Genomic DNA, 14,603 nt, shown 5'->3' on the forward strand with positions numbered 1-14,603 from the left:
CGAGACTGCCAATGTCGTGGGGAACCACAGAGGATGAGGAGTCGCAGCAGTCGCAATCGAAAAAGGAGCAGAAATATGACCCATCAAGCTCAGCGGCCCGCTCGCTTCTCAAAAGATCCTCCTGGTTCTCTGGTGGCCTTGTCGTCTCATTGCCTCCATCGGTGACAGGCGGCGTACTCCCTTCCAATAGCTTGCTTCCCTCGTGCTATCCGGCCTGGCGAGTGCGCCGCCTGCTCCTCTCCTATCTTGATCCTTGCAAGGCGCTTGGTCCTCTGCCTACCTGCTTTCTTGCTTGCCTCTTTCCTCCTTCCGGCTCTCATGACAGGCAAGCAGAGTTTGTGCTACACTGTCTGCGGACTGTCTTTTAGTAAGGAGCCGCTTTTTATCCAGGAGGAAGGGTGAGACCGGAGCGAATCCCTGCGGTTTTCCCTTCCTTAACCTGTCTCTGAGTAGAGTGAGTGAGTGAGTGACCGATGACACAGACAGCTGATACGGCTGAATACAGAGCCATAGGCAAACCCTATCAGCGCCCCGACGCGCCCGCCAAAGTCACCGGGCAAGCGCGCTATGCTGGTGACATTCCAGTTCCTGGCAAGCTCCTTTTTGCGCGGCCTGTGCTCAGCCCCTATGCGCACGCGCGCATTACCAGGATCGACATCAGCCAGGCGCTGGCGGTGCCTGGAGTGCGCGCCGTCTATACTGGCGAGACTTTGCCGCTCGAGGGGTATGATCCAGGCGAGCGTACCAAATCGCCCCTGGCGCGCCAGGAAGTGCTTTGGGCTGGTCAGCCGGTAGCCCTGGTCCTGGCCGAGAGCGAAGCTGCTGCCGCTGATGGAGCTGCCGCCATCGAAGTTGACTATGAATCACTGCCGGTAGTCGTTGATCCGCTGGCGGCGATGGAGCCAGGGGCCCCGCTGACACGTCTCCTGGAGAAGAAGCGGACGGGGGAAATTGCTGGTGGGGAGGCCCACGCCGCTGTCTCCGGGGGAGAAGAGGGCGAAGAGCAAGAGAGCCAGCCTCTTTCTGAGAATGTCTGCGACAGGAGCCACCTGCGGCAGGGCGATATTGAGGCAGGCTGGCGGGAGGCCGACGTAGTTGTTGAGCGGCGTTATCGCACCAGCGTAGTGCATCAATCTTACCTGGAGCCGCAGTCGATCACGGTCATGCCTTCTCCTGATGGAGGGCAGTACACTGTCTGGGCCAGCGCTCAGGGTCTCTTCACCACACGTACGGAAATTGCTGAGGCACTGAATCTGGCCGAACGTCAGATTCATATTGAGTCGGTCCCGATCGGGGGGGCCTTCGGAGGCAAATTCACCCTGCTAGAGCCCCTGGCAGTCGCTGCGGCCCGCGCCAGTCGGCGACCGGTGCGTCTTGTGCTCACACGTAGCGAGGACCTCTTAGCGGCCAATCCAGCGCCCCAGGCCATCATTACCGTCAAACTCGGCGCCAGGCGTGATGGCACCCTTGTCGCCCTCCAGGGGGAGGTCGTTTTCGACAGCGGAGCCTACGCCGGCGCTGCTGCCAGCCTGGCCGGCTTTATTCTTGCCAGCACCTATCGCTGTCCCAACATCGATATCCGCTGCTATGAGGTGCTGACCAACAAGGTTGGAGTCGGAGCCTATCGAGCGCCCGGGGCGCCCCAGGCGACTTTTGCCCTGGAGTCGACCGTCGATGAGCTGTGCAGCGAGCTGGCTATAGACCCCCTGGAGTTTCGCCTCAAAAACTGCCTGCGTGAAGGTGATCCCTCGTTGGATCGTCGGCGTCCCCGCTGGCCGCGGATTGGGCTGCTAGACTGTCTGGAGAAGGTGCGTGAGCATCCTTTGTGGGCGCGACGTCAGGAGCTGTTAACCCCGCCACCCGAGCTGAACGGCTGGAAGGTTGGCATTGGCCTGGCAGTCGGTGGCTGGCCCGGCGGCACTGAGCCGGCGGCGGCAGCCTGCCGGCTCGACCGGGATGGTCGTCTCACGGTGATCGTTGGCACTGTCGATCTAACCGGCACCGACTCAGCGCTGACCCTGATCGCCGCTGAAGGGCTGGGCGTCTCTCCCGAGCTGGTACAAATCGAGCATGGCAGCTCCGACAGCGTGCCTCACAGCGGCAGTACCGGCGGTAGCAAGATCACCTATACAATGGGGCCAGCTGTACTGGCCGCTGTGCGTGACGCCCGGCAGCAGATTCTGGAGGTAGCTGCCGAGCTGCTGGAAGCCGCTGTTGAAGATCTGGAGATTGAGCGAGACCGCGTCGTAGTGCGAGGCGTGCCCGATCGCTCCGTGTCTCTCCAGAAGATCGGGCGTGTCACCACGGCATTCGGCAGCCGCTATCAGCCGATCTATGGGCGCGGGCGCTCGGCTCTCAGCTCCTCGCCCATGTATGCAGCCCATGTCGCGCGTGTTGCCGTTGATCCCGAAACGGGTGAGGTGCGTGTCCTCGACTATCTGGCGGCCCAAGATGTTGGTTTCGCCATTAACCCTGCCGAGATCGAAGGGCAGATTCATGGTGGGGTCACCCAGGGCATCGGCTGGGCCCTTTTCGAAGGCTTTGTCTATGACGAGCATGGGCAGCTGCTCACCGCCACGCTCATGGATTATGCCCTGCCTCACAGCACCGATGTCCCGACCATCACCCCGCTGCTTGTCGAGGTCCCATCGGAGCAGGGACCTTTCGGAGCCAAAGGAGTAGGCGAGCCGCCAGTGGTGCCCGTCGCCGCAGCCATCGCCAACGCCCTCAAGGCGGCCCTCGGGGTGCGTCTGACTCAGTTGCCCATGACACCCGAGCGTGTCCTGGGGACGTTCCAGCAGCGGAGTCAGACGCGCTGAGAGAGTGGGGCTCCAGCTCGCCGCTGCTCGTGGGCAAAGGACTCTTTCCCCTCCCTCCAGGGCCAGCGCCTGACCCTTCTTCCTTTCCTGAGCAAAGGGAGAAGAGAGCGACACCCGGACCCAAGACAGGTTGGGCAAGTCTGCCTCGGCCTGCTCAACCTGTCGGGGAGGGCCAGGGCGGTGCTAACCGACGAGAAGAGGAATAAAAGGCCCAGCTCTGGCTGTTCTTAACAATAAGAATGTCGTGAAAAGGCTGACCCCTCCTCACTGATTAGCTCTTCCTTGACAGATCAAAAGAGCGCGTGATAGTCTGTCTTTAGCACGACGCGACAAACTCGATGAACATAGTCAACAATCGAAAGGTGTAGAGCGATGGGCGAAGCGTCCAGAGAAATCATGCGGCGCGCGCGCGAGCTAGTCCCCGAATGGACGCCCGACCAGGTCCAGCAGGCTCTCAAAGGCCAGAAGGAGGGAGCGCAGGATCTGGTCCTGGTTGACGTGCGTGAGAAGCACGAGTGGAACGAGGGCTACATTCCCGGTGCGCTGCACGTGCCGCGTGGCTATCTAGAGCTGCAGATTGAAGAGGCGGTACCTGATAAGACGAAGCCGGTGGTGCTCTACTGCGCTGGTGGTGTGCGCTCGCTCATGGCAGGGGCCACTCTCAAGCAGATGGGCTACCAAAACGTCATCTCGATGGCGGGCGGTTTTGGTCAATGGCGCGCCCGTGGCTATGAGGTGGTGCAGCCGCGCACACTAGGGGAGGCGCAGCGCAAGCGCTACAGTCGTCACCTGCTCATTCCCGAGGTTGGTGAGGCGGGGCAGTTAAAGCTCCTCGACTCGCGCGTCCTCTTGCTAGGTGCGGGTGGTCTTGGCTCGCCGGCGGCCTATTATCTGGCGGCGGCGGGGGTTGGCACCATTGGAGTCATCGACTCCGATGTCGTCGATGAGAGCAACCTCCAGCGTCAGATCCTGCATAACGTCAGCCGCATTGGCAAGTACAAGGCTGAGTCGGCGCGCGAGACCATTGAGGCTCTCAACCCTGATGTCAAGGTCATCACCTACGTTGATCGCCTCGATGAGACCAACGTGGCGCGTATCATTGCCGACTACGATGTCATCATCGATGGCACCGACAACTTCCCGACGCGCTACCTGCTCAACGATGCCTCGATCATCGCCAACAAGCCGGTGGTGCACGGAAGTGTCTTCCGCTTTGAAGGTCAGGTCACGGTCTTCAAGCCGCACGAAGGGCCGTGCTATCGCTGCCTCTATCCAGAGCCGCCTCCGGCAGCGCTGGCTCCCAGCTGCGCTGAGGCGGGAGTGCTTGGCGTCCTGCCCGGCGTGATTGGCCTGCTGCAGGCTGTCGAGACCATCAAGCTCCTGTTGGGGATTGGAGAGCCGTTGGTCGGACGGCTGCTAACCTACGATGCCCTCACCGGCGAGTTCAACGAGCTGAAGCTCTATCGTGATCCGCAATGCCCGGCCTGCGGCGAGAATGCCCATCCTGAGAACTTGCCAACCTACGCCGATGTCTGCGCCATCTCGGCCTGAAGAAGCTGGCGCCACGGCGGTTATCTGGCAATCGATCAACCCTGTCGTGACAGGAATGGGCCTGTGCTGGCGCAGGTGAGCGCGTTGCAAGGCTGACCTGCTCGCCCGCGCCAGCGCCGGTGAGCAAACGCGCTCGCTCGGCGGGCTTCCAAGGGAGCGAGTTCGCGGTGTGTAGTGGTAGTAGTAGCAGTAGTAGTAGCAGCAGCAGTAGTAGTATCTTAAAAAGAGGAGTAGAAGAGAACAATGGCGACAGTGCGTCTTGCCCCCGTGTTGCGCGCAGCGGCTGGGGGTGCCAAGCAAGTCAGCGCCCAAGGCAACACACTGGCGGAAGTGCTGGCGGACCTCTATCGGCAGTATCCTTCTCTCAAAGAGCAGATTCAGCCTGAAGAGGAGCTGAGCCGCTTTATCAACGTCTATGTCAACGATCAAGACGTGCGCTACCTCCAGGGCCTGCAGACAGCAGTAGGTCCCAACGATACCGTGATCCTGCTGCCCGCAATGGCTGGCGGAGGCCAGGAGTAAGTAGGGAATGCCATCATGCGCTATAGCAGCATACTGGAGACCATAGGCAATACGCCACTGGTCGAGCTGAAAAGCCTCAGTCCACGGCCAGGAGTGCAGATCTTCGCCAAGCTGGAAGGAGTCAATCCCTCTGGCAGCATTAAGGACCGCATCGCCAGGCGCATGATCGAGGAGGCAGAGGCCAGCGGCAAGCTAGCGCCCGGCTCGATTCTGCTGGAGCCGACGAGCGGCAACACTGGCATTGCGCTGGCGATGATTGCGCGAGTCAAGGGATACAAGTTTGTCGCGGTAATGCCCGATAATGTAACGCGCGAGCGTCGCCAGTTGCTGGAACTCTATGGCGCGGACATCATCTTCTCGGATGGAGCTCAGGGAAGCAATGGCGCCGTGCGCCTGGCGCAGGAGCTAGCACGCAAAGATGAGCGCTACGTTATGCTCTATCAGTACGGCAACTCAGCCAACCCTGACGCCCACTACTACGGCACAGCTGTTGAGATCATCAATGATCTCCCCGACCTCGATGTCTTCGTGGCCGGCCTGGGCACTGGAGGGACCCTCACCGGGAACGCACGTCGCCTGAAGGAGTACAACCCGGCGATCCGCGTCATCGCTGCTGAGCCAATGCAAGGCGACAGCGTGCAGGGCTTGCGCAGTCTCGAAGACGGTTTTGTTCCGCCTGTGCTAGACCTGTCCCTCCTCGACGCGCGCATTCTGGTCTCGGGGATTGACGCCATCCGCCGGACGCGCCAGCTCAAGGACCAGGAAGGCATCTTCGCTGGCCCTTCCTGTGGCGCCGCTCTGCACGCGGCCCTGCGCGTCGCTTCCAGCATGGAGCGGGGGAAGATCGTCGTCATCCTCGCAGATGGCGGCTGGAAATATCTCAGCGAAGATCTGTGGACGCGCGATCTGAGCGCGTTGGAGGATGATCTGGAGAGTAAACTCTTATGGTAGCAGAAGTCTTTGTTGTGCGTATCCCTCGTACAATCTACACGGAGATGGTGGCTCACGTCACCGCCGGCTATCCCAACGAAGCCTGTGGCTTACTGGCGAGCAAGGATGGTCGGGTGGTGAAAAACTACCCGACCCCCAATGCTGCCGAGCATCCTGATGATTTCTCCGAGATTTCTTCGCAGGACCTGCTGCGCATTGATAAAGACATCGAAACCTACGATGGCAATGTGTTCGCCTACTACCATTCGCACCCACGCAGCGAGGCCTATCCATCGGCTCGCGATATCGAGTGGGCTAGGCGCAATGGCGTTTACTACATCATCTTCTCGTTGCAATACCATCCTGAGCCACCCGATGCGCGCGTCTTCTCCATTAAAGCGGATGGGAGTGTCAGCGAGGGCAAACTGGAGCTGATCGATTGAGGCTGGCGAGCGGAGAGGCCTGGCTGCTGGCTTCCAGTTTCCCCGCCTCCCCCTCTTCTTCCCCAGCAGGACCCGCTCGCAGCCCAATGCTAAAACGAGGAACGCTCTAGCTGAGCAAAGAAGCGCTCTAGCTTGTGAGGATCAAGGCGGCCTTCGGTGCGTACTGAGCTGCAGAGATCGATACCAAAGGGGGCAACCTCCTCAATCGCAGCACGGACGTTCTCGGCGCTGAGGCCGCCCGCCAGAAAAACCGGAATAGGAACGGCCTCGCGAATGCGCCGACTAATTTTCCAATCGTGCACCTGGCCAGTACCCCCCAAGATCTTGACCGGTAGATTGGGCTGACCTGAATCGAGCAGCAGCGCATGGACAAAGGGAGCGACCTCCAGGACTTCCTCCAGGGCCTCCGGGCCGCGTACATGAATCACCTGCACCAGCCTAATGCCAGGCAGTGCCGCGCGCAGGCGCTGATGGCTACCCGGTGGTAAGCGATCGACAAGCTGCAGCGTATTGGTACGACAACGGCGCTGCTGCTCGATGATCGCTTCGGCATCCTGCAGGCTGGTCAACAGAAAGGAAGCGATCGGCGGCGGAATGCTCTCAGCGATCTCGGTGATCAACTCCTCCGCGATGACCCCTGGTCCGCTGGGCATGTGCGAAACCAGTCCCAGAGCATCGGCGCCGTAGCTGATCGCCAGCTGCGCCTCCTCCTTGCTGCCAATACAACAGATCTTCACACGTGGCCTTGAGACAGCTTCCATAGAAAACGTGCCGCCGGGGACTCCTGGAGGAATCCAGGGGAAAAAGGCGGCTTCCTCCTTTCTCTCGCTATAGGATTGACCCCTTCAGCCCTCCTGTGATCTCCCCCTCCCGAGGCCAAAGGCGCTGACCAGAAGGTCAGCAACGGCTTCGTCTCACCGTGCAACAGGGTGGGAGCGGGCCAACCCGGCCACGGTGCTCTTCTGTCCTGCGGAGCAGTGGACTGCTGTCGACGTGGCCTCGAAGCCTGAGCCGAAGAGGCTGCGGACAAGCCCCTGGCTTGAGCCAGGGGTCGTTGATCGTTATGAGCGCGTTCCTTTCTCCCGCTGCTCTGCTTTCTCTCAGAGAAGACAGAGCATAGCGCCCTGGCCCAGCCTATCGCCTATCTTGTTTGGGAGCGGGTCGAGTCAAGCATTGCCGAAGAAAAGAGCTGCTAGAAAGACGAGTATACCACTACCGATAACCTGTACAATAGAGACCAGCCATTTCGTTCCAAAGTAGCGGTGGCGGATAGCGGCAATGGCGAGCAGTTCCGCAGCGACCACCAGATAGGCAGTCGCCAGAGCAAGCTGCAGGTGGGTGATCAAGAAAGGCAGCGTATGGAGAGAGCCGCCCACAAAGGTCATCAACCCCGTGATAGCGCCGCGGATGATGGGACTACCGCGCCCAGTCAAGACGCCGTCGTCCGAGAGCGCCTCCGAGAAGGCCATACTGATTCCGGCACCGGTAGCTGCAGCCAGACCGACCAGGAAGGCCGTGAAAGGACGGTGGGTAGCGAAAGCTGTAGCGAAGATGGGGGCCAACGTAGAAACTGACCCATCCATCAGCCCGGCCAGGCCAGGCTGGACCACGCGCAGCAAGAAGTGGCGGGAATCCGTATTGTTAGAGGCGATCCCGCGCAGAATCTCGGCCAGCTCGATCTTCACCCGCTCCAGCTCTGATGAAGGCCGGTGCTGTAAGACCTCATTCATCTCGGCTGACAGATCTTCCTGCGCGGCTGTCACCGCGCCTGCTCGTCGTGTCTCGGTCTCCGGGTTGTGTGGCATAAAAAGACTCCCCCTACCATACCGGTAATCTGGTTGCCGATTGCTCAGCTCGTGGGCAATCGGCTCAATCCTCCGTTGATTCTGCCTGCGCGCGCTGACGGCAGGCGGTGCACAGGCCATAGAGCCGTACCTCATGTGAGTGCAGCTCTATACCCGCGGCCAGCGCTGCCAGGCGAAGCGCCTCCTCCGAGAGGCGCACCTCGACAGGCAGATCGAGAAGAGCGCCGCAAGCCGTGCAGATCGCGTGATCGTGGCGCTCGATGTGCCCGTCGTATCGACAGGCCTCATCACTGCGCCCCAACTCGCGAATCAGCCCTTGCTGCGCCAGGCTGTGCAGGATACGGTACACACTCGCCACCCCAATGCGGGGGCGCACTTTGCGCACAGCCTCGTACACCTCCAGGGCTGTCGGGTGGTTGTGGCTGCTGCGTACGACCTCCAGAACTGCCTGGGCGTTGGCGTTCAGGGTCTCTTTCATAGCTGCCCGCTGATCCTTCTCTTGGACCCAGATATTAGGGTCACCTAATAATGATAATCATTATCAATTTCCCTATCAGGATTATATGCCCGGCCTAGGGACCTTGTCAAGAGGGAGGCAAGAGCAGGCAGCAGAGGGAGGGGGCTGTGGGGGAGCACAAGCATGGGCGGGAGAAGGATGATCGAGTGATGGGAGGGGGGCCTGCTAGCAGCTCAGTCATCTCCAGGAGGCAGCGCCCCGCTCGGAGAGCGAGGCGCGCCGGGAGAGAGCGTTGCAAGCGGGCACCTCCGACTCGCCCGCCGCGACTCTCAATCAAAAGATGCCTCTTTAGCGATGTGAAGGGCGCAAAGCGGCCACCAGCATCGCCACCAGGCTCAGAACGAACGACACCAGGAATGCTGAGTGCAAGCCGTGCATAAAGGTGGCCAGAGCTGAAGGGAACTGGCCCATACCGCCGCCGTAGATGAAGACCTGCATCACCGCTCCCATTGGGACCCCCTTCAGCGCCAGCGGAAAGACAATAGCAATACTGAGCATCTGGCCAGTATTATTAAGCATGCCCAGCAGTCCCGAGGCGGCCCCGCGCTGATGAGGTGGCACCGAGCTCATAATCGCGTTCGTATTGGGCGAGACAAAGAAGCCGGAGCCACCGCCCATCATAGCCATATAGAGCGAAAGCAGCCAGAACGGTGTCGTAGGCGTAATAGTCGTCAAGCCCAGCAGGCCCAAGGCTGAGACGGCCAGACCGATGGGGGTCAGAATACGCGACCCAATGTGGTCCGAGAGGCGGCCACTCAGCGGACCGATGATCATGAAGGCTGCCCCGAAGGGAGCAAGCATCAGCCCGGCAGTCAGTGGATCTTTCCCGTAGGGTCCCTGAAGAAAGAAGATCAACAAGAAGAGCACCGCGCCGCGTGCGATCCCGTTCAGCAAGCCGCTCAAGCTGGCCATTGCAAAGAGGCGCTCACGGAAAAGGTGCAGTTGGACGATAGGGGCCTTAACGCGCGGCTCAATCGCGGCGAACAGGAGCAGGCTGACTAGGCCCACCACCAGGATAGCCACAGTCACCGACTCCCCCAGCAACGGGAAAGCCACCATCGTCAGGGCCAGCAAGGTACCGGAGAGACCCAGAGCCAGAGTCAGGCCCCCGACCCAATCGATGGGAGTCTGACGAGCCGGGCGCACCGGCTCGCGCAAGCGCCAGATTCCCCAGAGCGTACCGAAGGCTGCCAGAGGCACATTAAAAAGGAACACCCAACGCCAGGACCACTCAGTAAGCAGACCACCGATAATTGGTCCGATCAAGAAGCCGGCAGCTCCGGCGATCTGATTAATTCCCAGGCCCAGGCCGACCTCGCCCTTCCGAAAAGCATCGGTCACAATGGCTGTACTGTTAGTCATCAGCAAGGCGGCCCCGAGGCCCTGAATCAAGCGCCCAGCCACCAGATCGACGCCGTGGAAAGCGGGCTGAGCCAGGCCAGCGACCAGCGAGCCCAAAGCGAAGAGCAGGAAACCACTGTTATAGAGGCGCTTGCGTCCCCAAATATCGGCCAGGCGGCCAACGATGGGCGTCAAGACAGTCAGCACCAGCAAGTACCCCATCAACGTCCACATAATCGTGAAGAAGGAGGCCTGTAGCTCCACCAGGATCGCTGGCAGGGCGATCAGCAGGGCCGAGCCTTGAATAGAGGCCAGCAGCGCCCCCACTGTGGTCACCGAGAGAGCCGTCCAACGATAGCCATCGTCTCGCCCTGCTAGCTGGCTCTCGCCGGCAGCACCGGCCTGCTCGGAGGCATAAGGCGCTTCTGTCAATGGCGTCGAAGAAGACTCCGATGAAGTCTGCATAATAAAACCTTTCTACTCTCCTTTTCAGTGACAGGTGTGGACGATAAGAAGAGGGGAAACAGAGTGTAGAGAGCAAAAGCGTTGGAAACGAAGTAGAGCAGAGCGGAGCGAATAGGCGCCTTCAGCGGCTCGCTCGCTCATCAATCTTCGATGAGGCGACGCAGGGCGGGAAGCGCAGCGACAAGATGCTCGCGCTCAGTCTCGCTCAAGCGTACCAGACGGCGCTCCAGCGAGGCCAGGCGGCCACGGTCATAGAGTTGGACCAGGCGTTGGGCGCGCGCTGTTGGCTTCACCCAGACCGTACGCCAGTCGGCCTCATCGCGACTCCGTTCCAGATAGCCCTGAGCCTGCAAACGTTTCACCATAGCCGTCACCGTTGAAGGCGTCACCCCGAGCTGACGAGCCAGCTCCTGCATCATACAGCACTTGCGCTCAATCAAAATGCGCAGCAGGCTCAGCTGGCCGCTGGTGGTACGGATCTCGGAAAGGTCCTCGCGGTCAGGCTCAGCCAGGACCTCGGAATTGAGCGCGTCGGTGTGCATCTGGCGCAGCACCTTGGGGACAATATCCAGCAGCTCCATTGCCAGCGCTGCGCTATCATCCTGCGAATCTGGTCGCATGGTCGCTCCTTACTCACTTTGACAATCTAATTATATGATAGGCAAACTAGCGAGGCAAGTAAAGGGAAGCAGGCCGTTCTTGCCGGTCTTATGGAAGAGTCAGTAGCAATTTCGCCTGAACTATGCTAGAATCGCCCATGATAAGAGACCAGGAAAACCATCGCAGGCAAGGAGAACGGCATTTGGCAACGCACGACAAACGGTACGTTATCATTGGGAACGGGATCGCCGGCACTACCGCCGCCGATACCTTACGCAAGCTTGATCCAAACTGCAGCATCCAACTGATTACGAACGAGCCTTACCCTCTCTATAACCGTGTTTCATTGCCGCGTTTCCTGCAAGGGGTGCTGCCCGAGCAAAAGGTAATGATTCGTGACTTTGCCTGGCATGAGCAGCGCCGAATCTCTCTGCTGACCGAGACGCTCGTAACTGAGGTCAACACGGACGAGCGCGTTGTTGTCACCGAGCGCGGGCAACATTTCCCCTATGATGCGCTTCTGATTGCCAGTGGGGGCTGGGCCAAGCCGCTGCAGGTGCCGGGGGCAGCCGGCACGAAGCACATCTACAACTTTGTCACCCTGGATGACACGAAGACTATTATAGCGCGCATCCTCGAATCGCGCACGGCCCTGGCCTACGGGGGCAGCTTCATCTCCTATGAGCTGTGCGATGGCTTTGCCATGCGCAAGCTAGAGACCACCTGGCTTATGCGTGGTCCATACTGGCTGCGCAGCTGCCTTGATCCCGAGGGGGGCGAGATCGTCGACGCCATTGCCGGGCGTTTTGGGGTCACTGTCATCCACGGCGACGAAATTAGCGAGGTTGTTGCGCGCGACGGTGTACCGGCTTACGTCAAGACCAGACAGGGGCGTGAGATCCAGGCGGACATTATCGGCGTAGGGCTTGGGATTACGCTCAACACTGCTTTCCTTAAAGGCACGCCCGTTGAGGTCCGCTCTGGCGTAGTAGTGAACGAATATCTTGAGACGAATGTGCCGCATGTTTATGCTGCCGGCGACGTTGCCGAGTTTTATGATCCGACGATTGGCCGTCACCATACGATGGGGACCTGGGATAATGCTTTGGCGCATGGGCGCATTGCTGCGATCAACATGGCTGGAGGTCGTGAGCCATACGTCGATGTGCCCACTTACACAAGTCCGCTCTTTGATGTTAACATCGCCGTCATTGGCACTGCCGAGTCCAACAATCCAGAGCTGGAAAGCGTCTCTCTGCGCGAGCCTGGTGAAAAGGGCCATGAGAACTACCGCAAACTATTCCTGCGTGAAAACAAGCTGGTTGGCGCGCTCATGATCGGCAGCCCCAAAGGACGCAAAAAGCTTGTCGAGCTGATCAAGAACCAGCAGGTGCTGGCCAGTCCCTCCGAGCGAGAGGCCGTTTTGACCCTGAAATAGCACTCCTTTTGGGCTATCGCGCTTGACGAAACCGGGCTGGTAAGATACCGTAGCTACCATCAAGGATCGTCAGGCTCGCCAACTCAGGCAGGTCGTGATGATGCGCCGGAGCGAGCATATGCAGGAGGGAGTTTGTGGCTGTTTTCTGTCCGCATTGTGGCAAAGCCTTGCTTAGAGAGAATGCACGCTTCTGCAATAACTGTGGCAGATTTCTTCCTGCGACAAAGCAGGTTCCTCCTTCCACTGCCGCCAGCGAGGAACCATCCTCTTCAGGGTCGCCGGAGAGCCAGGGGCCAGCTGGGAAGGCGCCTACCTCTGGCAGCGTGCATGTGCCTCCTCCCTGGCTCGATCAGTTAGATCGGGAGGTGGCCAGCCGCCGCTGGCGGACGCCGCGCCGTGACTCGCTTGAACGCTTTCCCGACCTGCCTGGGCAAACAGAGAGTTCTTTTCAGGCGCCTTCTTCTGCGGGTGACTCATCTGATCTGGCTGCCTCCGCGTCGCCAGATCGGGAGTCTGCGCCTTCGTGGTCAACCCGGCCCGCTGTGCCTCACTCTAGCTCTCCTTCCAGCGATCAGGAATCGGCTGCTGCGGAGGAGACAGGGGACCAGTCGGAGACTGCGGCGGTGGCAGAGGCCTGGCGCCGGGCCTGGTTGGCTGATGCGCCAACATCGGCGGTGCCTGCCACTCGCTCGGAAGCGACTCCGGCAGAAGAGGCTGATCAGTCGCCCCCACCTTCTGCTCCAGCAGAGGGGCCGCGCTCAGCTCGCTTGCCCTCCCCACGCGAGTTGCATGTACGTGTCTGGGAGGAGAATGAGACCCTGATTATGCCTCAGCCGGCGGAAGCCGGCGCAGCTGAGGTTCAGCAGCTCCCAGTTCCGAGGCAGATACCGACCGAGGAGGGGTGGTCTCTGACTCAGGCTGAGAGCGCTTCGCCTTCTCTCTCCTATGAGGACATGCCCACGCAGGGGCATCTCTTAGGAATAGAGGTACCGCGCTCGGAACGTGCGCACTCCGGTGGGCAGCGTGCTCAGCGTCAAGAGGCTGTCGATGATCTCCCAACGATGCCGCTCAAGGCTAGTCCCGGGCCAGGGTTGGTTATTGAACGCGCCTCGACGCCGCGTCCCAGCCGTTGGCAGGAGCACGCGCTGAGCGGGGAGCGGGATATGCCCGTTGCCGGGCCGGTCAGTTCTCCCGCCCTCTCGGGAGACATTGAGGAGCTGGATACCATGCGCCTGGCAGCGCAGCCTCCTGCCGGGCCTGGAGTGGCTCCAGCCCCGTGGCGCTCTCAACCTATCACGCCGCTGCCTGCGTCCCCGCTCCCCTCCTCTGGTGGGTTGTCTCCCTCCTTACCCGGGAGTGGAGAAGCCTCCCTCTTTCCTGCTCCGGCGATAGGGACTGGAGCAGGCGGGGCTCCCTCCAGACCGGCAGAAATCGCCAGCTGGGGGGCCAGCCAGGGCGAACAGGCCCCACACGTGGCTCATCCCTCGCGTCCGCATGCCTCGCTCCGCCAATGGGAAGCTGAAGAAACGGCGGCTCTGCCCCAGGTCGAGGTCGAAAAGCCCAGCCCGTCGCCGGCAGCGCGCTCAGCTGCTGCCCAAAGCGAAGCTCCACGACGGCGTAAACGACCGCTGGCCGTTGTCGCGTTGATTCTGGCTTTGCTCCTCATCAGCGGCGGTTTGACTGCCTGGGTGGTTGTTTATCAGCCGTTCAGTGTCCCGCTCATTACTCAGCCTCTGCAGGCATTTAGCGATCAGCGTCTCGGCGTAGCGCTCTCCTACCCGCAAGGGTGGAGCTATCGCCTGGATTACCAGCAGGGCAAGGTCACTTTTAGCGATAGCACACACACTGGACAGATGATCATCCTGGTCGCTCCTGCTGGCGATCAAGACCTGGCCCACTCTCTCCAGAAAGAAGCAAGCCAGATAGGTCTGACTGGTGCCAAATCGGCAGACCCGCTGGTTTTTGGCGGCGTGAGCTGGCAGCAGCTGCGGGGGACAGTTGTCATCGCGGGTGCCAGCTACACCGAGTCCCTGCTGGTCACAAGCCACGCGGGTCATCTCTACACCTTTATGCAGCTGGCGTATCAAAAGATCTATACAGATGAGGAGAAGCAGGTCTTTGCCCCTGCGCGAGCCTCCTTCCGCTTTCTCAGCTAAGCGCAGATTAACGCGA

At 60.4% G+C, this 14,603-nt stretch carries 12 protein-coding genes; 7 read left to right on the top strand and 5 right to left on the bottom strand.

The window, feature by feature from the left end; genetic code table 11:
* Positions 1-473: 473 nt before the first annotated feature.
* The 5 genes from BGC09_RS09570 to BGC09_RS09590 all read left to right on the top strand — a co-directional run bounded on the left by BGC09_RS09570 (position 474) and on the right by BGC09_RS09590 (position 6,265).
* Positions 474-2,819 (top strand): xanthine dehydrogenase family protein molybdopterin-binding subunit, encoded by a 2,346-nt coding sequence (locus BGC09_RS09570; protein WP_069803699.1) that lies wholly within the window; start codon positions 474-476, stop codon positions 2,817-2,819.
* 372 nt (positions 2,820-3,191) lie between these two features.
* Positions 3,192-4,370 (top strand): molybdopterin-synthase adenylyltransferase MoeB, encoded by a 1,179-nt coding sequence (gene moeB / locus BGC09_RS09575; protein WP_069803701.1) that lies wholly within the window; start codon positions 3,192-3,194, stop codon positions 4,368-4,370.
* 243 nt (positions 4,371-4,613) lie between these two features.
* Positions 4,614-4,892, top strand: coding sequence for a MoaD/ThiS family protein (locus BGC09_RS09580; protein ID WP_069803703.1), 279 nt, complete (start codon positions 4,614-4,616; stop codon positions 4,890-4,892).
* Between the two features lie 15 nt (positions 4,893-4,907).
* Entirely contained in the window at positions 4,908-5,843 is a 936-nt protein-coding gene (locus tag BGC09_RS09585) for a PLP-dependent cysteine synthase family protein (RefSeq protein WP_069803705.1), read from the top strand.
* On the top strand, positions 5,837-6,265 hold the full coding sequence (locus tag BGC09_RS09590) for a M67 family metallopeptidase (RefSeq protein ID WP_069803707.1): 429 nt from the start codon (positions 5,837-5,839) through the stop codon (positions 6,263-6,265). Before BGC09_RS09585 ends, BGC09_RS09590 begins: the two co-directional genes overlap by 7 nt.
* A gap of 89 nt (positions 6,266-6,354) precedes the next feature.
* Here BGC09_RS09590 and BGC09_RS09595 read toward each other — a convergent pair whose 3' ends face one another.
* The 5 genes from BGC09_RS09595 to BGC09_RS09615 form a co-directional block, all read right to left on the bottom strand.
* Positions 6,355-7,026 carry a phosphoribosylanthranilate isomerase gene (locus BGC09_RS09595; protein ID WP_069803709.1) on the bottom strand — a complete coding sequence of 224 codons (672 nt, stop codon included), beginning with the start codon at positions 7,024-7,026 and terminating at the stop codon, positions 6,355-6,357.
* Between the two features lie 405 nt (positions 7,027-7,431).
* A complete protein-coding gene (locus BGC09_RS09600) occupies positions 7,432-8,070 on the bottom strand; it encodes a VIT1/CCC1 transporter family protein (protein ID WP_218104007.1) in 639 nt (212 codons plus the stop codon).
* Between the two features lie 64 nt (positions 8,071-8,134).
* Positions 8,135-8,548, bottom strand: coding sequence for a Fur family transcriptional regulator (locus tag BGC09_RS09605; protein WP_069803711.1), 414 nt, complete (start codon positions 8,546-8,548; stop codon positions 8,135-8,137).
* Between the two features lie 327 nt (positions 8,549-8,875).
* Positions 8,876-10,393: an MFS transporter gene (locus tag BGC09_RS09610; RefSeq protein WP_084658299.1), complete on the bottom strand. Its 1,518-nt coding sequence runs from the start codon at positions 10,391-10,393 to the stop codon at positions 8,876-8,878.
* 140 nt (positions 10,394-10,533) lie between these two features.
* The gene (locus tag BGC09_RS09615) at positions 10,534-11,013 is read right to left on the bottom strand and encodes a MarR family winged helix-turn-helix transcriptional regulator (RefSeq protein WP_069803713.1); all 480 of its coding nucleotides are present in this window, start codon (positions 11,011-11,013) and stop codon (positions 10,534-10,536) included.
* 182 nt (positions 11,014-11,195) lie between these two features.
* Between BGC09_RS09615 and BGC09_RS09620 the strand changes: the two genes are divergently transcribed.
* The gene (locus BGC09_RS09620; protein ID WP_084658301.1) at positions 11,196-12,431 is read left to right on the top strand and encodes an NAD(P)/FAD-dependent oxidoreductase; all 1,236 of its coding nucleotides are present in this window, start codon (positions 11,196-11,198) and stop codon (positions 12,429-12,431) included.
* A gap of 623 nt (positions 12,432-13,054) precedes the next feature.
* On the top strand, positions 13,055-14,587 hold the full coding sequence (locus BGC09_RS09625) for a hypothetical protein (RefSeq protein WP_069803715.1): 1,533 nt from the start codon (positions 13,055-13,057) through the stop codon (positions 14,585-14,587).
* Positions 14,588-14,603: the final 16 nt, after the last annotated feature.

Source organism: Thermogemmatispora onikobensis (assembly GCF_001748285.1).
GTDB lineage: Bacteria > Chloroflexota > Ktedonobacteria > Ktedonobacterales > Ktedonobacteraceae > Thermogemmatispora > Thermogemmatispora onikobensis.